General features: G+C 69.0%; 18 protein-coding genes and 1 riboswitch. Of the genes, 4 read left to right on the top strand and 14 right to left on the bottom strand.

Annotated elements, in window-relative coordinates:
* The 7 genes from ABSF49_RS12780 to katG form a co-directional block, all read right to left on the bottom strand.
* The coding region (locus ABSF49_RS12780; RefSeq protein ID WP_424113032.1) for a phosphomethylpyrimidine synthase ThiC at positions 1-892 on the bottom strand (892 nt) is incomplete at its 3' end.
* 54 nt (positions 893-946) lie between these two features.
* A riboswitch (TPP riboswitch) is annotated at positions 947-1,051 on the bottom strand.
* Between the two features lie 141 nt (positions 1,052-1,192).
* Complete coding sequence (locus ABSF49_RS12785; RefSeq protein WP_424113033.1) at positions 1,193-1,531, bottom strand: DUF4189 domain-containing protein; 339 nt, start codon at positions 1,529-1,531, stop codon at positions 1,193-1,195.
* An 82-nt stretch (positions 1,532-1,613) separates the two neighbouring features.
* Positions 1,614-2,207, bottom strand: coding sequence for a 2-amino-4-hydroxy-6-hydroxymethyldihydropteridine diphosphokinase (gene folK, locus ABSF49_RS12790; RefSeq protein WP_424113034.1), 594 nt, complete (start codon positions 2,205-2,207; stop codon positions 1,614-1,616).
* A complete protein-coding gene (folB, locus tag ABSF49_RS12795; protein WP_424113035.1) occupies positions 2,197-2,592 on the bottom strand; it encodes a dihydroneopterin aldolase in 396 nt (131 codons plus the stop codon). The genes folK and folB overlap by 11 nt, the downstream gene beginning before the upstream one ends.
* The gene (gene folP / locus ABSF49_RS12800; RefSeq protein ID WP_424113048.1) at positions 2,589-3,359 is read right to left on the bottom strand and encodes a dihydropteroate synthase; all 771 of its coding nucleotides are present in this window, start codon (positions 3,357-3,359) and stop codon (positions 2,589-2,591) included. The genes folB and folP overlap by 4 nt, the downstream gene beginning before the upstream one ends.
* Before the next feature lie 165 nt (positions 3,360-3,524).
* The gene (locus ABSF49_RS12805; RefSeq protein ID WP_424113036.1) at positions 3,525-4,052 is read right to left on the bottom strand and encodes a hypothetical protein; all 528 of its coding nucleotides are present in this window, start codon (positions 4,050-4,052) and stop codon (positions 3,525-3,527) included.
* 287 nt (positions 4,053-4,339) lie between these two features.
* Positions 4,340-6,517: a catalase/peroxidase HPI gene (gene katG, locus ABSF49_RS12810; RefSeq protein WP_424113037.1), complete on the bottom strand. Its 2,178-nt coding sequence runs from the start codon at positions 6,515-6,517 to the stop codon at positions 4,340-4,342.
* A gap of 132 nt (positions 6,518-6,649) precedes the next feature.
* Between katG and ABSF49_RS12815 the strand changes: the two genes are divergently transcribed.
* From ABSF49_RS12815 to tilS, 4 genes are all read left to right on the top strand, one after another.
* The gene (locus ABSF49_RS12815; protein WP_424113038.1) at positions 6,650-7,627 is read left to right on the top strand and encodes a LysR substrate-binding domain-containing protein; all 978 of its coding nucleotides are present in this window, start codon (positions 6,650-6,652) and stop codon (positions 7,625-7,627) included.
* A gap of 305 nt (positions 7,628-7,932) precedes the next feature.
* Complete coding sequence (gene pal / locus ABSF49_RS12820; RefSeq protein ID WP_424113039.1) at positions 7,933-8,433, top strand: peptidoglycan-associated lipoprotein Pal; 501 nt, start codon at positions 7,933-7,935, stop codon at positions 8,431-8,433.
* 126 nt (positions 8,434-8,559) lie between these two features.
* Complete coding sequence (gene ybgF / locus ABSF49_RS12825; protein WP_424113040.1) at positions 8,560-9,633, top strand: tol-pal system protein YbgF; 1,074 nt, start codon at positions 8,560-8,562, stop codon at positions 9,631-9,633.
* Positions 9,630-10,655, top strand: coding sequence for a tRNA lysidine(34) synthetase TilS (tilS, locus tag ABSF49_RS12830; RefSeq protein WP_424113041.1), 1,026 nt, complete (start codon positions 9,630-9,632; stop codon positions 10,653-10,655). Before ybgF ends, tilS begins: the two co-directional genes overlap by 4 nt.
* Before the next feature lie 16 nt (positions 10,656-10,671).
* Here the strand turns inward: tilS and ABSF49_RS12835 are convergent, their stop codons facing one another.
* The 7 genes from ABSF49_RS12835 to sufB all read right to left on the bottom strand — a co-directional run.
* The gene (locus ABSF49_RS12835) at positions 10,672-11,124 is read right to left on the bottom strand and encodes a hypothetical protein (RefSeq protein ID WP_424113042.1); all 453 of its coding nucleotides are present in this window, start codon (positions 11,122-11,124) and stop codon (positions 10,672-10,674) included.
* A 291-nt stretch (positions 11,125-11,415) separates the two neighbouring features.
* Positions 11,416-11,736: an SUF system Fe-S cluster assembly protein gene (locus tag ABSF49_RS12840; protein ID WP_424113049.1), complete on the bottom strand. Its 321-nt coding sequence runs from the start codon at positions 11,734-11,736 to the stop codon at positions 11,416-11,418.
* Positions 11,737-11,817: 81 nt separating this feature from the next.
* Positions 11,818-13,062, bottom strand: a complete 1,245-nt coding sequence (locus ABSF49_RS12845) for a cysteine desulfurase (protein WP_424113043.1) — start codon at positions 13,060-13,062, stop codon at positions 11,818-11,820.
* Complete coding sequence (locus tag ABSF49_RS12850) at positions 13,059-14,336, bottom strand: SufB/SufD family protein (protein WP_424113044.1); 1,278 nt, start codon at positions 14,334-14,336, stop codon at positions 13,059-13,061. Before ABSF49_RS12850 ends, ABSF49_RS12845 begins: the two co-directional genes overlap by 4 nt.
* Before the next feature lie 8 nt (positions 14,337-14,344).
* Positions 14,345-15,094 (bottom strand): Fe-S cluster assembly ATPase SufC, encoded by a 750-nt coding sequence (gene sufC, locus ABSF49_RS12855; protein ID WP_424113045.1) that lies wholly within the window; start codon positions 15,092-15,094, stop codon positions 14,345-14,347.
* 12 nt (positions 15,095-15,106) lie between these two features.
* On the bottom strand, positions 15,107-15,604 hold the full coding sequence (locus tag ABSF49_RS12860; protein ID WP_424113046.1) for a cupin domain-containing protein: 498 nt from the start codon (positions 15,602-15,604) through the stop codon (positions 15,107-15,109).
* Positions 15,601-16,929, bottom strand: a 1,329-nt coding sequence (sufB, locus tag ABSF49_RS12865) for a Fe-S cluster assembly protein SufB (RefSeq protein WP_424113047.1), incomplete at its 5' end; no start/stop codon positions are given. The genes sufB and ABSF49_RS12860, both read right to left, overlap by 4 nt.

Below are 16,929 nucleotides of genomic sequence, written 5' to 3' on the forward strand. Positions count from 1 at the left end.
TGAACACTTCCCAATCGAGCTTGAGCGGATCGCCGTCGACCTTCTCCAGCGCCTGGTAGATCGGCACGGTGCCGATCGGAACCGGGGCGTTGCGCACGATCCAGGAGCGGATGTTGTGGATGTTCCTGCCGGTCGAGAGGTCCATCACCGTGTCGGCGCCCCAGCGGATCGCCCACACCATCTTCTCGACTTCCTCGGCGACGCCGGAGCTGACCGCGCTGTTGCCGATGTTGGCGTTGACCTTGACCAGGAAGTTGCGGCCGATCGCCATCGGCTCGAGTTCGACGTGGTTGATGTTGGCGGGGATGATCGCGCGGCCGCGCGCCACTTCCGCGCGCACGAATTCGGGCGTGACGAATTCGGGGATCGAAGCGCCGAAGCTTTCGCCGTCGGTGAGCCGCTCCTTCGCGTCAGCGACCGCCGCCTCGCGGGCGAGGTTCTCGCGATGGGCGACATAGATCATTTCTTCGGTGACGATCCCGGCGCGGGCGAATTCGTACTGGGTGACGAGCTGGCCGGGCGCGCCGGCGCGCAAGGTTCGCTGGGCCGGGCAATGGGGCGCGAGCCGCTCGGTCGAGACCGAGCCGTTGTCCTCCGGCTTGATCGCGCGGCCGGCGATCGAAGCGTAACCGCGCGCGCTGACCCAGGCTTCGCGCACCGGCTTGAGACCCGCGGCAAGATCGACACGCGCCTCGGCCTCGGTATAGGGGCCGGACGCGTCGTAGACGCGCACCGGCGGCTCGTTCGGGTCGGAGAGCGCGATTTCGCGGAACGGCGCGCGGATGTCAGCGTGGCCCTTGGGCGACGCGTAGACCTTGTGCGAGCCGATGATCGGACCGGTGGTGACGCTTTCGGGCGCCGCCGGCGCTTTGATCTTGGCGCGTTCGTTCATGGCCTTGCCTCCGCATTTCGCCCCGGATAGGCGGCGAGAGGCGGGGCGGCCAGGAGGTTCGGCGTGCCTCGTCCCTTCGCCGGCATGACCCGGATCAGGTTCAAAGGGTTCGGCGTTCGAAGCCGTCTCAGCCCGCTAGGGGCGCCCCTCGAGTTGACGGAGGAATCTCGGACGAAGGGAGGCGCGTGTCAATGGGCGCGGTCAACCGGCCCGCGGATCGCGTCGATCCGCAGAGCTAGGGAGGCCTTGACGGCCGCGGCGGCGCCTCGCCGGCGCCGCCGCGAAAGGGCGCTATGCCCTTCAGTTGCAGGCCCAAACCCGCCAAGCGCAGCCTGCGCCGCAGGTCGAGACGGCGGAGGCGGTGGCCTGTTGGTAGGTCGGGTAGTTGAACGCGTCGCCCCACCCGCCGCGCCCGTCGCTGGCGAAGGCGATGCAGGTGTTGTGCTCCCAAGTCACCAGCAGGCAGCCGTTGCCGCAAGCGTTGAGCGCGCCGTTCAGCGCCGTCGAGAGTTTCGCCTGACCGTGGACCTCGGTGGAGGCGCCGGTGGCCGGGTTGTAGGCGATCGCGCCCCAACCGGCATAGGCCGCCCCCGGAACAACCAAAGCGGCGCACAGAACAACGGCCGAAATCGCTCTCATGTCGTCCCCCCTCTTCGCCTCGCGGACAGCGTGTGGGCGCCGCCGCGGGCGCGATCATCCAATCATCGCCTCGCGCTTGCGGTCAAGGCGCTCCGTTCGCAGGCGTCGGCGGCGGTTGCAGCGAAACGCGCCAACGCGCCGCGACGCCGCGGGCGGCGAGTCCGGCGGCGAGGCTCGCGCTCGCCTGAGCGTCGATCTCGACGCCGGCGCGCTCGACCCGCGTCAGCCAGTCCGCGACCGTCCGGCCGCCGACCTTCAGGCGCGGCGCGATCTCGGCCAGCGGCGCGAGCGCGAAGGCGCGCTCGATCAGTCGCGGATGCGGCGCCTTGAGGTCCGGCTCGTCGATCGTCGCTTCGCCGTAAGTGAGGATGTCGATGTCGATCAGGCGCGGCCCCCAGCGCTCGCGGCGCTCGCGGCCGAGGCCGCGCTCGACGTCGAGGCAGAGCGTGAGCAACGCGCGCGCCGGTAGCGTCGTCTCGACCAGCGTCGCCAGATTGAGGAAATCCGGCTGGTCGAGCTTGCCCCACGGCGGCGTCCGATAGACCGAGGAAAGCGCGGCGAGGCCCACGCCCGACGCCGAGCCGAGAAGCGCGATCGCTTCGACGAAGGCGCTCCCGACGTCGCCGACATTGCCGCCCAGGCCCAGCGCGGCGACGACGCCCGCCTCAGCGCTCACGCGCGACCTCGATTTCGACCCCGACCGCCTTGAGCTGCTCGGCGATCGGCGGCGCGACCTTGGCGACCCGCACCTTGACCGACTCGATGCGCGCAAACGCCTTGAGCAGCGCTTGGGCGACGTCGAGCGCCGCCGCCTCGACCAGCGTGCGCGGCGCGCCGCAGAACGCCTGCCGCGTGATCGCCGTCACCTTGCCGTAGTCGACCGTCGCCTTGAGGTCGTCGCCCGCGGCCGCCTCGGCGAGGTCGACGACGAGCGCGAGATCGATTTCGAACATCTGCCCGTACTTGCGCTCGTGAGCGAAATGGCCATGGAACGCGTGCAGCCTCAAGCGATCGACGAAGATTCTGCCGCGCTGGATCGCGCCCGCGTTCGCTCCGCTCATGGCCGGCCTTCCTTGATCGCGCGCCACATTTTCAGCGCCTGGATGTGCGGCGCGACGTCGTGCACCCGCAGCGCGTCTGCGCCGGCGGCGACGCCGGCCAGTCCCGCCGCGATCGAACCGGAGAGGCGGTCGGCGGCGACGGTCTGGCCGGTCACGCGGCCGATCGTCGACTTGCGCGAGACGCCGAGCAGAACCGGGCGGCCGAGCGCCTTCAGCGCGCCGAGCCGGCGCACCGCAACGAGATTCTGCTCCGGCGTCTTGCCGAAGCCGAAGCCGGGATCGACCCACAATTTGTCCTCGGCGACGCCGGCGGCGAGCGCGATGTCGATCGAGCGCGACAGGAACGCGAGCATATCGGCGATGATGTCGACTGCGGGATCGACCTTGGCGCGATTGTGCATCAGCACCGCCGCCGCGCCGGTCGCCGCGACCACCCGCGCCATGTCGGGATCGCGCTGGAACCCCCACACGTCGTTGACGATCGACGCGCCGGATTCGATCGCCGCCGCGGCGACGCTCGCCTTGTAGGTGTCGATCGAGATCGGCGTCGCGACGCCGGCTGCGAGCGCGGCGACGACCGGCAGGACGCGCGCCTGCTCCAACTCGGCTGTAACCGGTTCGGCGGTCGGCCGCGTCGACTCGCCGCCGACGTCGAGGATCGCCGCGCCCTCGTCGACGAGACGCACGCCATGGAAGACCGCGGTTTCGACGTCGACGAAGCGGCCGCCGTCGGAGAACGAATCCGGCGTCACGTTGACGATGCCCATCACCAACGTGGGCCCGCCGAGGGTCAACGACTGGCCGTGCGGCAGGTGGAGCGTCAAGTCGAAGCCCGGGTTGCGAAGCGGCGGCGCGATCAAACGCGGGCGCGCTCGATCGTCGCTCGGCCGAACCCTATAGGGCAGAACCAGCGGCGGCGCCACGCGCGCCCGTCAGCGCGCCTCCTCGTTCGCCCCCGCTGTCCGGCGCGTCCACAGCGCACGGGCGCGGGCGAAGAGCTCGCCGGCCAGCTTCTTCGCGGCGGCGCGGTAGGGCGCGATCAGCGTGAGGGCGAAATGGTGGAAGATCAGCGCCTTGTCGTAAACGATGACGAACCACGGCAGGGTCATCAGCTTCGCCCGGGTCAGGTCGAAGATCGCCGCCAAGAGGCCGAAGCCGAGGAGCTTGATCAGGGCGTAGCCGACGACGCCGGCGACGACGTGCCCCATCGCGGTCAGGACGACGCAAACGAAGCTGCCGCCCTCGGCGACGATGAACGGAACCCCGAACAGCAGCAATGCGGCCCACGCCGGCAGCCGGTCGACGACGCGCATCAGCGCCGCCCTGATCTCCGCCCAGCGCACCAGCGCGGCAAGGCGCTGCGCCGCCGCCGCCACCCGATCCCAGATCCAGGTCTCGAACAGAAACGCCAGCGCGAGCAAGAGCAGAAGCGCCTGCTGCAGATTTCCTCGACGATCCACGCAACCGCCCCGCGAATTCACGACGCCGTGAACTTGACCGGGATTTGCGGCGACATCAAGCCCGGCGATCGCGCGCGCCCATTGATAAATTGTCACAATGCGTCCGCGGGCGGACGCTCGCCCGTCCCCCAAAGGCGGACAGGCGGGCTGAACCTGAGCCGGGCGAGAGACAGATGCGAATCTGGAGGCCGGGCGGCGTCTCAAGTCTGTTGAAACGCCGCCCCGCGTCCGAGGGTCCTTCCAGGCTTCCCGGGGTTTGCGACCCGCGAAGCCCTTGGCGCCGAAGATCAGGCGAGGTCGAAGCGACCGGCGTTCATCACCTTGGCCCACGCCGCCGCGAAGTCCTTGACGAACTTCTCTTTCGCGTCGGCGCTGGCGTAGACTTCGGCCAGCGCCCGCAACTGGGAGTTCGAGCCGAAGATCAGGTCGACGCGGGTCGCGGTCCACTTGACGGCGTGTGTCTTCGCCTCGCGCCCTTCGTACACGCCGTCGCCGCCGGTCGGCTTCCACTGCGTGCTCATGTCGAGCAGGTTGACGAAGAAGTCGTTCGTCAGCGTCTCCGGCCGCTTGGTGAAGACGCCGTGGGCAGACTTGCCGACGTTTGCGCCGAGCACGCGCAGGCCGCCGACGAGGACCGTCATCTCCGGCGCCGTCAGCGTCAGCAATTGCGCCCGATCCGCCAACAGCTCCTCAGCCGACAGCCGCTGCTTGCCCCGGAGATAATTGCGGAACCCGTCGGCGGTCGGCTCGAGCGGCGCGAAGGAATGGGCGTCGGTCTGCGCCTGCGACGCGTCCATGCGCCCCGGCGTGAACGGGACTTTCACCTCGAGTCCGCCGGCCTTCGCCGCCTTCTCGATCGCCGTCCCGCCGGCGAGAACGATCAGATCGGCGAGCGAAACCTTCTTGCCGCCGGACGCCGAGGCGTTGAATTCCTTCTGGATCGCTTCGAGCTTCGCCAGCACCTTCGCCAGCTCGGCCGGCTGATTGACCTCCCAATCCTTCTGCGGCGCAAGGCGAATGCGCGCGCCGTTCGCCCCGCCGCGCTTGTCGGAGCCGCGGAAGGTCGAGGCCGACGCCCAGGCGGTCGAGACCAGTTGCGACACCGTGAGGCCGGAGGCGAGGATCTTCGCCTTCAGCGCCGCGACGTCCGCTTCCCCGATCAGCGGATGATCGACGGCGGGGACCGGGTCCTGCCAGATCAGCGCCTCCTTCGGCACGAGCGGGCCGAGGTAGCGGGCGATCGGGCCCATGTCGCGGTGGGTCAGCTTGAACCAGGCGCGGGCGAACGCGTCGGCGAACTGATCGGGATGTTCGTAGAAGTCCCGCGAGATCTTTTCGTAGGCCGGATCGAAGCGCAACGAGAGGTCGGTGGTCAGCATCGTCGGAGCGTGTCGCTTGGACGGGTCGGCCGCATCTGGGATGGCGCCTGCTCCGGCGCCCCCCTTGGGCTTCCACTGGTGCGCGCCGGCGGGGCTCTTGGTCAGCTCCCACTCATAGCCGAACAGGTTCTCGAAGAAATTATTGCCCCACTTTGTCGGCGTCGTAGTCCAGGTGACCTCCAGTCCGCTGCCGATCGTGTCTCCCGCGTTGCCGCCGCCGAAGCTGTTCTTCCAGCCCAACCCTTGCTCTTCGATCGGGGCGGCCTCGGGCTCGGGGCCGACATATTTGCTGGGATCGGCGGCGCCGTGGGTCTTGCCGAAGGAGTGGCCGCCGGCGATCAGCGCGACGGTCTCCTCGTCGTTCATCGCCATGCGCGCAAACGTCTCGCGGATATCGCGCGCCGCGGCGACCGGGTCCGGGTTGCCGTTCGGCCCTTCCGGATTGACGTAGATGAGACCCATCTGCACGGCGCCGAGCGGATTCTCGAGATCGCGGTCGCCGCTGTAGCGCTCGTCCGCCAGCCATTTGCCTTCGGACCCCCAGTAGATGTCCATCTCGGATTCCCAGGTGTCGACGCGCCCGCCGCCGAAGCCGAAGGTCTTGAAGCCCATCGATTCGAGGGCGACGTTGCCGGCGAGAATCATCAGGTCGGCCCAGGAAATCTTGCGGCCGTATTTCTGCTTGATCGGCCACAGCAGCCGGCGCGCCTTGTCGAGGTTGACGTTGTCCGGCCAGCTGTTGAGCGGGGCGAAGCGCTGCTGGCCGGCGCCGCCGCCGCCGCGGCCGTCGGCGATGCGGTACGTGCCGGCGCTGTGCCACGCCATGCGCACGAACAGCCCGCCGTAGTGGCCAAAGTCGGCGGGCCACCAGTCCTGCGAGTCCGTCATCAAGGCGTGCAAGTCCTTGATCACCGCGTTCAGGTCGAGGCTCTTGAACTCCTTGGCGTAGTCGAACGCCTCGCCCATCGGATTGGACAACGCGGAGTGCTGGTGCAGGACCTTGAGGTCCAGCTGGTTGGGCCACCAGTCACGGTTCGTCGGGCCGCGGCTCCCATGAGGGAATGGGCATTTGCTCTCGCTGGTCATGTTCTCTCCGATCGTCTTTTGCTTCTTCGGGCTGTGGCAGCCTCTGGCGACACCGATACGACCGCCGGCGCAATTGGTCCAATCGATTGTTGGTCGATTTGTAATCGGCCCAGCCAATTGTAAGCTGGCGCCGTGAACCTGCGCGATCTTCAATATGTCGTCGCCGTCGCCGACCACGGTCATTTCGGCCGGGCCGCTGCGGCCTGCAACGTCAGCCAACCGACGCTGAGCGGCCAGATCCTCAAGCTGGAGGCGGAACTCGGCGTGCGCATCTTCGAGCGCGAGGGCCGCATGGTCGCCGTCGCGGCGCGCGCCGAACCGATCGTCGAGCACGCCCGGCGGGCGCTGGCGGCGGTCGCTGAAGTCGCCGCGGCGGCGCGCGGCGCGCGCGACCCGCTCGCGGGACCGCTGAGGATCGGCGTCATTCCGACCGTCGGCCCCTATCTGCTGCCGCACGCGCTGCCGGCGTTGATCCGCGACCTGCCGCAGGCGCCGATCGCGATCGTCGAGGACTTGACCGCACGCCTGTTGTCGCTAGTCATCGAGCGCAAGATCGATGCGGCGGTGATCGCCACCGACCCCGGCGACCGCAAGCTCGAGGTCATGCCGCTCTACGAGGAACCGTTCCTGCTCGTCGCCGCGCCAGACCATCCGCTCGCGGCGCGCGCCATGATCGCGCCCGACGATGTCGATCCCGAAGCGCTGCTGCTGCTCGCCGACGGCCATTGCCTGCGCGATCAGGCGATCGCTTTGTGCGGGCGCGGCGCCGCCGGCGGACGCGCCGCCGGCTCCGACATCAGCGCGACCAGCCTCGAGACGCTGTTCCAGCTCGCCGCGGCCGGCTATGGCGTGACGCTCGCGCCACAGCTGGCGATCGAGAGCCGCGGCGGCGGCGCCATCGCCGGCCTCGTGGCGCGTCCGTTCGTCGACCGGGCGATGAAGCGCAGTGTGACGCTTGCGTTCCGTCGCGATTCGACGCGGCGCGCGGCGCTCGCGCGCTTCGCCGCCAGCGTGCGCGTGGCGACGCCCATCTTCCTGCGCGAAGCGAGACCGCCCGCCGCGCCGGTCAAAAGGAAGGCCAAAGCCGCGCGTCGAAAGCGAAGGGCCTGATCGAACGATCGCATGCGTCCTGCCGCGGCGATCCGCCGCCGGGAAGCCTGCAAATCCCCTGTGGAAACCGCAACAGGCTGTCGCGACTGACAAATTGCGTCTTCGTCGCGGTTCCGGCGCGAGGCCGCGACCTTTTGCCGCCGCATTCCCGCCACTAAGGATTGATTAACCCTCGGCAGCGTTTCCGGTCGCCTGCGGCGTTTAGCAAGAGTCGGGTAAGGTTGATTCAACCTTCCCTTAATAGGCTTAACCCTAAGGGTCGGCCAAGGCGGCCCCCGACCGCTCAACAAAAATTGGAGTCCCCGATGTCTGTTGCGTCCCTATCGCGCGTCTCTGTGGCGGTCGCCCTGGCCCTTGGCTTGGCGCTGAGCGCCTGCGCCCGCAATACGGCAGACGACGCCAGCTTGAGCGGCGCCTATGGCCCGGCAAGCGGCCCCGGCAGCGTCCAGGAGTTCACCGCCAGCGTCGGCGACCGCGTATTCTTCGACACCGACGTGACCGATCTCAACGCCGCCGACCAGGCGACCCTCGACAAGCAGGCGGCGTGGCTCAACCAATACAGCCGCTACGCCTTCACCATCGAAGGCCACGCCGACGAGCGCGGCACGCGCGAATACAATTTCGCCCTCGGCTCCCGCCGCGCCGAAGCGGTCAAGGACTATCTGATCGCCAAGGGCGTCGCCGCGTCGCGCATGAAGACCATCAGCTATGGCAAGGAGCGCCCGGTGGCGGTGTGCAACGACATCTCCTGCTGGTCGCAGAACCGCCGCGCCGTCACCGTTCTCGCCGGCGCCGCCGGGAGCTGAAAAAAGCAAAACACGCCGCGGGACGGCCAAATCTTCGCCTCACTTTTGGCCGTCCGCTCCCTATGCTATCGCAGGTCCGGCGCGCTTCCGGCGGCTGCCGGTAGGCCCCGATAGAGGTTTGACGTCGTGACGCCCCTTTCCCGCCTTAGCTGCGCCAGCGTGGTTGTCTTCACCGTCGGCGTCGCCGGCGCGAGCGGCGCTTGGGCCTTCGACCTCAATCCGTTCCACCTCGCTTCGCCCGCCCAGCCGGCGCAGACGGCGCCGCCGGCGGTGATCCCCGGCGTCGGTCCCGACGCCGGCGATCCCAACGATCCCGCCGAAATGGTGGTGCGGCTCAGCCGGCTCGAAAACGAGCTCAGGCAGGCCAACGGCCGCATCGAAGAGCTGGAGAACCAGCAGCGCCTGCTGCAGGACCAGCTCAGGCGCTTCCAGCAGGACGTCGAATACCGCCTTGGCGGCGCGGCCCCGCCCCCCTCCGGCGCAGCGCCCGTCGCTTCCACCCCGCCGCTTGGCTCAGCGCCGCCGGTTGTCGCCGCCGCTCCGGCGACCGAACTCGCCCCCGGCGCGAAGCCGCGCCGCGGCGACGCCTTCGACCCCAACGCCGACCCCAACGCCCCCGGCGCGCCGCGCCCGCTCGGCTCGACGCCGCCAAGCGCGCCTTTGACCGCCGGCGCACCGCTCGACATCGGCGGCAGGCCCGCCGCGGCGACGCCCGCCGGACCGCTCGCGCCGCCGTCCGGGCCGATCGTCGCCGACATCGCGCCAGCCAACGTTCCCGGCGCGCCGACCGTCACCGGCGCCGGAATCGATTTCGCCGACGCGCCGAAGCAGCAGTTCAACGCCGCGGTCGACGCCTATCGCGCCGGCCAATACGCCCAGGCGGAGGAGCAGTTCAAAGCCTTCCTCGCCGCCAACGCCACGCACCGCCTGGCGCCCGACGCGATCTTCTATCTCGGCGAGACCTACTTCCAGCGTTCGCGGCCGCGCGAGGCGGCGGAGCAATATCTCAAGCTCTCCACCGACTACGGCAAGTCGTCGCGCGCGCCCGAGGGCATGCTGCGACTCGGTCAGTCGCTCGCCATGCTCGGCAGCAATGACCAAGCGTGCGCGACGTTCGCCGAAGTCGGCAAGCGCTATCCGACCGCCGCGCCGCCGATCAAAAAATCGGCTGAACGCGAAATGCAGAAGGATCATTGTTGAACCGCGAGCCTGGGCTCGCCGCGCCGACGATCGACGCGCTGCTCGCGCCGCTCTGTGAGTTCGACGTGGCGCTGCTCGCCGTTTCGGGCGGCCCGGACTCGACCGCGCTGCTCGCCATGGCGGTCGAGTGGGCGCGCCGCGCCGCCAAAGCGCCGCGGCTCGCGGCGGCGACGGTCGATCACGGCCTGCGCAACGAGAGCGCCGACGAAGCGGCCGCCGTCGGCGCGCTGTGCGCGCGCCTCGGCGTCCCTCATCGCGTTCTCGTCTGGAGCGGCGACAAGCCGAAGACCCGCATTCAAGAACGCGCCCGCGCGGCGCGCTACGCCCTGCTCGGGGCGCACGCGAGCGAGATCGGCGCAAAAGCGATCGTCACCGCCCATCATCTCGACGATCAGGCGGAGACCGCGCTGTTTCGCCTGCTGCGCGGCTCCGGCGTCGGCGGGTTGCGGGCGATGGCGGCGAGCGCCGACCGCGACGGCGTCGCGCTGTTGCGTCCCCTGCTCGGCGTCGCCAAGCGCGAGCTCGTCGCCTATTGCGACGCCCACGCGCTCGCCTACGTCCGCGATCCCGCCAACGAAGATCCGCGCTACGCGCGAACGCGCATGCGCAAGCTCGCCGAAGGCCTCGCGGCGGAAGGGCTCGACGCGGCGGCTCTGGCGCGGCTGGCGCGCCGCGCCGGCCAGATCGAGGACGCGCTCGCGCGCCAGACGCACGCCGCCGCCCTGCGCCTCGGGCTCGGCGCCGGCTCAAGCTGCGACGCCGGCGCGCTGCTTGCGGAGCCGACCGAGATCGTCCAGCGGCTGCTCGCCGCGGCGATCGCCGACATCGGCGGACGCGCGCCAAGCCGCGTCGGCCTCGGCAAGGTCGAGGCGCTGACGCAGCAACTCGCGCGCGCCTATGCCGCCGGCGCGCCGTTCAGCGCCAACGTCGCTGGCGCTCGCGTGCGACTGGCGCGCGGCGCCTTGCGGGTCGCGCCCGAGCCGCCGAGGCGGTCGACGGCTCAGCCGCGCGCGCGCGGCTGAACGCGAAGACGCGGGTTCAGATCGCCAACGCGGGCGCCGTCTCGCGTAGGGGTTCCACAGCTTCGCGCGGCGCTTCGGCGGCGGCGCGCTTCTCCGCGGGCTGCGAGGAAGCCGGCAATTGCAGCACCGTCGCCGTCTGTCCGGGTGTGAGGTCGGTCAGCATGACCAGCCGCCCGTCGGGGAATTCGAGCGCGTCGTGGTGGGCGTAGGGCTGTTCGAGATTGACCTGGCGGAATCGTGCGACGCCCGCGGCGATTCTCACCCGCCGCGGCAAAATGCCGTAAGGATCGGCGAACACCACCTCGCCGTCGAACGCCAGTTCCGAGCCTGGCCGCAGGCAGATGGCGACATCGGGAGCGCCGATCTCGGTGAAGCCGCGAGTCCCGGAATGGCGGAATTCGGTCGTCACCAGTCGGTCGCCGACTTTGGCGGGCGCAGAAGCGACATGCTGCAAGCTGTAGTCACACATGGTCCCGTCTCCTTCGCAGCGTGAGGTCCGGAGCGCCTTCGGCTGGCCGAGCGAAGCCGGACGGCCGAGGGTCGGTCCGCCGCCAAGTTCCCGATTGCGCCGAAAAACGCCGTCGGCGGCTTGCGCGCCGCGGCCATTCGGTCGCCCGCGCGAAGCCGGGGCGGAGATTTGCGTCGCGCCGAAGCCCTGGCTGTGCTCAAGGCTAAAGTGCGACCTTGGCGAAGGTGTGGTGACGACTGACGAATTAATGAGCGCGGCGGCGCGGAAATTCTGTGCGCGGCGCCGCGTCGTTCACCACATGTCGAGCGCGACGCGCGCTTCGTCGGACATGCGGCTCTGATCCCATGGCGGCTCGAACACCATGTTGACCTTGACGCCGGAGACGCCCGGCACCGCGCCGATCGCGTTCTCGACCCAGGTCGGCATTTCGCCGGCGACCGGACAGGCCGGCGCGGTCAGCGTCATCTCGATCGTCACCATGCGCGCGTCGTCGATGTCGACGTTGTAGATCAGCCCGAGCTCGTAGATGTCGGCCGGGATCTCCGGATCGTAGACGCTCTTCAGCGCCTGCACGATCTGCCCGGTCAGGGCGTCGAGTTCGTCCTGCGACATGGTCGAAGGCGGCTTGGTCTGCAACAGACCGCGAGGCTCGGGCGTCGCGTCGGTCCGGACGTCGGACATTGTCTCGTCTCCTCAACCGAAGAGTTTGTGCGCGCGCGTCAGCGCGTCGGCGAGCGCGTCGACTTCGGCGCGCGTGTTGTAGAGCGCGAACGACGCGCGGCAGGTCGACGTCACGCCGAAACGCTGCAGCAGCGGCATCGCACAGTGGGTGCCGGCGCGCACCGCGACGCCGGCGCGATCGATCACCGTCGCGACGTCGTGGGCGTGGGCGTTGTCCATGGTGAAGGAGACGATCGGCCCCTTGCCCGGCGCGGCGCCGAAGATGCGCAGCGAATTGATCGCGCCGAGCCGCTCGTGGGCGTAGGCGCGTAAGTCTTCCTCGTGGGCGCGAATCCGCGCGCGGCCGATCCCCTCGACATAGTCGAGCGCGGCGCCGAGTCCAATCGCCTGGACGATCGGCGGCGTGCCGGCCTCGAAGCGGTGCGGCGGGGGATTGTAGGTGACGGCGTCGCGCGTCACCGTGTCGATCATCTCGCCGCCGCCGTTGAACGGCGGCAGCGATTCGAGCAGCGCCCGCTTGCCGTAGAGCACGCCGATCCCGGTCGGGCCGTAGACCTTGTGTCCGGTGAAGGCGTAGAAGTCGATGTCGAGATCGCGCACGTCGACGTCGAGATGGACCGCGCCCTGCGAGCCGTCGACCAACACCGGCACGCCGCGCGCGTGCGCGATGCGGACGATCTCTTTGATCGGCGGCGCGGTGCCGAGCACGTTCGACATCTGGGTGACGGCGACAATCTTGGTGCGAGGCGTGAGCGCGCGCTCGAAGGCCTCGAGCGAGAACGCGCCTTCGTCGTCGACGTCGACCCACTCGAGGACCGCGCCCTTGCGCTCGCGATGGAAATGCCACGGCACGATGTTGGAATGGTGCTCCATCACGGTGAGCACGATCTCGTCGCCGGCGCCGATGCGCTGGAGCCCGAAGCTCGCGGCGACGAGATTGATCGCTTCCGTCGCCGAGCGGGTGAAGACGATCTCCTCAGCCGACTCGGCGTTGAGGAAGCGCCGCACGCGCTCGCGCGCCGCTTCGTAGGCCTCGGTGGCGGCGTTGGCGAGATAGTGCAGGCCGCGATGGACGTTGGCGTATTCGTGCTCGTAGGCATGAACCATTCGCTCGATCACCGCGCGCGGCTTCTGCGCCGAGGCTGCATTGTCGAGATAGACGAGCGCCTTGCCGTAAGGCCGCTCCGACAGGATCGGAAAATCGGCGCGGATCGCCTCCACGTCGTAGGGCGCCGCGGGCGGCGTGTGAATCGTCATGACCGCCTCCCTCGCCCGCGTCGGGCGAGCCAATCGCGCATCAGCGTCAGCAGCGCCTCGGCGAGCTCGGCGTCGGCGACGCGGCTGATCGCTTCGGCGCCGAACGCCTCGAGCAGCATCGCCTCGGCTTCCGCCGGCGGCAGGCCGCGCGCCTGCAGATAGAACAGCTGCTCGGGATCGAGCGCGCCGATCGTCGCGCCGTGGCCGCAAACGACGTCGTCGGCGAAGATCTCGAGTTCGGGCTTGGCGTTCATGGTCGCATCGGGCGACAGCAGGATCGCCTGCGACTTCATCGCCCCGTCGGTCTTCTGCGCCCCCGGCTGGACGATCACCTTGCCCTGGAACACGCCCGTCGCCTCGTCGGCGACGATGTGGCGGTAGAACTCGCGGCTCTCGCCGCGCGGCGCCGCGTGGACGACCTCGAGCGTCGTGTCGGCGTGGCGGCGCCCGTCGAGCAGGCCGAGGCCGGCCAGCCCGATGCGCGCCCCCTCGCCGACGAGTCGGGCGAAGATTTGCCGGCGCGCCAGCGCGCCGCCGCCGACGAAACCGAACGCGTCGAGCGCGGCGCGCTCGGCAAGCCGCACGACTTCGCTCTCGACATGCAGGCCCGGCTCGTCTTCGATCGCCGCGACATGGGCGAGCGCGCCGCCGGCCGCGACGTCGATTGACGTCGAGGCGTGCCGCTGCGACTCGGCGCCAGCGCCGACGAAGCGTTCGACGAAGGCGGCGCTCGCGTCGGCGCCGATTTCGATGGCGAGGCGCGAATAGACCGCGCGCGGGCCCTCGCCGACGAAGCAATGGATGATCTCGATCGGCGGCGGCTTCGCGCCCGGCGCGACGGTCGCCGCGACGCCGGCCGGCGCCAGCGCAAGCGCAAGCGCCAACATCGGGTCGTCGCTGGAAATCGCCGGCGAAGCGGGCGGCTGCGCGAGCGCCACGCCGACCGGCGGCCGATCGGAAAGCGCGGCGACGAAGACGCCGTTGACGAGCACGAGCCGCACCGGGGCGAGGCGCGGCAGCTTGGCGAGCCGATCCTTCGCCGCGGCGATCGCCGCTTCGTCGGGCGGCGCGGCGAGCGGCGCGGCTTTCGCCAGCGCGACGCGCAGATCGGTGTAGTGCCAGGACTCGACCCGCCGGGTCGGCAGGCCCGCCGCCTCGAAGCGGCGGAACGCCGCGGCGCGCGCCGGCGAAGCCGCCGCGCCGGGCGAGGCCCGGAACTGCTCAGCGAGGCCGAGCTCGGCGGCGGTGCGGGCGATGACGGGCGCGGCGGTCATGGGCTCGTTCACGCAGCCTCGGTGGCGTAGTCGCGATAGCCGTTGCGTTCGAGCTCGAGCGCGAGCTCGGGGCCGCCGCTCTTGACGATGCGGCCGCGCGCCATGACGTGGACGACGTCGGGCGTAATATGCTCGAGCAGGCGCTGATAGTGGGTGATGACCAGGAACGACCGATCGGGGCCGCGCAGCGCGTTGACGCCGTCGGCGACGATGCGCAGCGCGTCGATGTCGAGGCCGGAATCGGTCTCGTCGAGCACGCCGAGGCGCGGCGCGAGCAGCGTCATCTGCAGAATTTCCATGCGCTTCTTCTCGCCGCCGGAGAAGCCGACATTGAGCGGGCGCTTGAGCATTTCCGGATCGACTTTCAAGCCTTGCGCCGCGCCGCGCACCACGCGCATGAATTCGGGCGTCGTCAGATCGGCCTGACCGCGCGCGCGCCGCTGCGCGTTGAGCGCCGCCTTGAGGAAGGTCATCGTCGCCACGCCGGGGATTTCGATCGGATACTGAAAGGCGAGGAAGATTCCCTTGGCGGCGCGCACGTCGGGCGCGAGAGCGAGGATGCTCTCGCCGTTGAGCAGCACTTCCCCCGAGGTCACCTCATAGTCCGGCTTGCCGGCGATGACGTAGGACAGCGTCGACTTGCCGGAGCCGTTCGGCCCCATGATCGCCGCCACCTCGCCGGTTTTCACCGTGAGGTTCAGGCCGTCGAGGATCGACTTGCCCTTGATCGAGGCGCTGAGGTTCTTGATTTCCAACATAAGGTCGATTGCTCACTTCTCGCCGTCGAAATAGTCGACCGCACTCTCCGTCCGGCCGACGTAGCGGACGCCGCCGGCGGCCGGATTGGCCCAATCGAACCGCGAGACGACCTGAAACTTGCCAGAATCCGGATATTCCATGACGTCGGTCGTCGGCCGGTCGGAGACGCCGAGGTACTTTAACTCGACTGTCCCGGTGTTGACGATCTGATGGGCCATCTCGACGCCTTTGCCGGCCGGCGCGGCGAGAATGTCGCCAGCCTTGATCGGATAGGTCTCGAAGCCAAAGCGATAGACGCCCGAACCCTCGAGAATGATAAACAGTTCGTGACTGTTGTGGTGGACGTGAAACGGGAACGCCTTCTTGCCCGGCTGTACGGCCATGACCATGCAGCCCAGCCCGACCGACCCGATCGCCGGGCCGATCGGCGCGAACTTCGCCGCGAAGGCGCCCTCCGCGCCCACTGTCTCGCGAAAAGGCGCGTCGGCCGTGTTGATGACCGGCTTCACCCCACGCTCCCTTCGAGCGAGATCGCGATCAGCTTCTGCGCCTCGACCGCGAACTCCATCGGCAATTGCTGCAGCACGTCGCGCACGAAGCCGTTGACGATCAGCGCCGTCGCCTCTTCGGCCGACAGGCCGCGCTGCAGGCAATAGAAGAGCTGGTCGTCGGAAATCTTCGAAGTCGTCGCCTCGTGCTCGAACACCGCCGACGAATTCTTCGCTTCGAGGTAGGGCACGGTATGGGCGCCGCACGCGTTTCCGATCAGCAGCGAGTCGCAATTGGTGAAATTGCGCGCGCCGGTCGCGCGGCGATGCGCCGAGACCTGGCCGCGATAAGTGTTCTGCGACCTTCCAGCGGAGATGCCCTTGGAGATGATCCGGCTGGTCGTGTTCTTGCCGAGGTGGATCATCTTGGTGCCGCTATCAACCTGCTGGCGGCCGTTGGAGATGGCGATCGAATAGAACTCGCCGCGCGAAGAATCGCCGCGCAGGATGCACGACGGGTACTTCCAGGTGATCGCCGAGCCGGTCTCGACCTGGGTCCACGAGATCTTCGAACGCGGGCCACGGCAGTCGCCGCGCTTGGTGACGAAATTGTAGATGCCGCCCTTGCCCTCGGAATCGCCGGGGTACCAGTTCTGCACCGTCGAATACTTGATCTCGGAATCGTCGAGGGCGATGAGCTCGACCACCGCGGCGTGAAGCTGGTTCTCGTCGCGCTTGGGCGCCGTACAGCCTTCGAGATAGCTGACGTAGGCGCCCTTGTCGGCGATGATCAGCGTGCGCTCGAACTGGCCGGTATTCTTCTCGTTGATGCGGAAATAGGTCGACAGCTCCATCGGGCAGCGCACGCCCGGCGGCACGTAGACGAACGAGCCGTCGGAGAACACCGCCGAATTCAGCGTCGCGTAAAAATTGTCGGTCGACGGCACGACCGAGCCGAGATACTGGCGCACCAGCTCGCCGTGCTCGCGCACCGCCTCGGAGAACGAGCAGAAGATCACCCCCGCCTTGGCGAGCTCGGCCTTGAAGGTGGTGGCGACCGAGACCGAGTCGAAGACCGCGTCGACGGCGACCTGCGTCCGCTCGACGCCGGCGAGGATTTCCTGTTCGACCAACGGAATGCCGAGTTTGGCGTAGGTGCGCAGCAGCTCGGGATCGACCTCGTCGAGCGACTTCGGCCCCGCAGACGACTTTGGCGCCGAGTAATAGTAAAGGTCCTGAAAATCGATCTCGGGGAATTCGACCCGCGCCCAGCGCGGCGGAATCATCGTCAGCCAGCGCCGATAGGCGTCGAGGCGCCAGTCGAGCAGCCATTGCGGCTCGCCCTT

It is taken from the genome of Roseiarcus sp., assembly GCF_049514155.1.
GTDB lineage: Bacteria > Pseudomonadota > Alphaproteobacteria > Rhizobiales > Beijerinckiaceae > Roseiarcus.

What these genes read in the sequence shown, in the direction of transcription:
- ABSF49_RS12840 (WP_424113049.1), bottom strand. Translation starts at nt 11,736, where the DNA reads ATGTCGCAGGACGAACTCGACGCCCTGACCGGGCAGATCGTGCAGGCG.
- ABSF49_RS12845 (WP_424113043.1), bottom strand. Translation starts at nt 13,062, where the DNA reads ATGACGATTCACACGCCGCCCGCGGCGCCCTACGACGTGGAGGCGATC.
- folP (WP_424113048.1), bottom strand. Translation starts at nt 3,359, where the DNA reads ATGGGCATCGTCAACGTGACGCCGGATTCGTTCTCCGACGGCGGCCGC.
- ABSF49_RS12835 (WP_424113042.1), bottom strand. Translation starts at nt 11,124, where the DNA reads ATGTGTGACTACAGCTTGCAGCATGTCGCTTCTGCGCCCGCCAAAGTC.
- ABSF49_RS12850 (WP_424113044.1), bottom strand. Translation starts at nt 14,336, where the DNA reads ATGACCGCCGCGCCCGTCATCGCCCGCACCGCCGCCGAGCTCGGCCTC.
- katG (WP_424113037.1), bottom strand. Translation starts at nt 6,517, where the DNA reads ATGACCAGCGAGAGCAAATGCCCATTCCCTCATGGGAGCCGCGGCCCG.
- pal (WP_424113039.1), top strand. Translation starts at nt 7,933, where the DNA reads ATGTCTGTTGCGTCCCTATCGCGCGTCTCTGTGGCGGTCGCCCTGGCC.
- sufC (WP_424113045.1), bottom strand. Translation starts at nt 15,094, where the DNA reads ATGTTGGAAATCAAGAACCTCAGCGCCTCGATCAAGGGCAAGTCGATC.
- ABSF49_RS12785 (WP_424113033.1), bottom strand. Translation starts at nt 1,531, where the DNA reads ATGAGAGCGATTTCGGCCGTTGTTCTGTGCGCCGCTTTGGTTGTTCCG.
- folB (WP_424113035.1), bottom strand. Translation starts at nt 2,592, where the DNA reads ATGAGCGGAGCGAACGCGGGCGCGATCCAGCGCGGCAGAATCTTCGTC.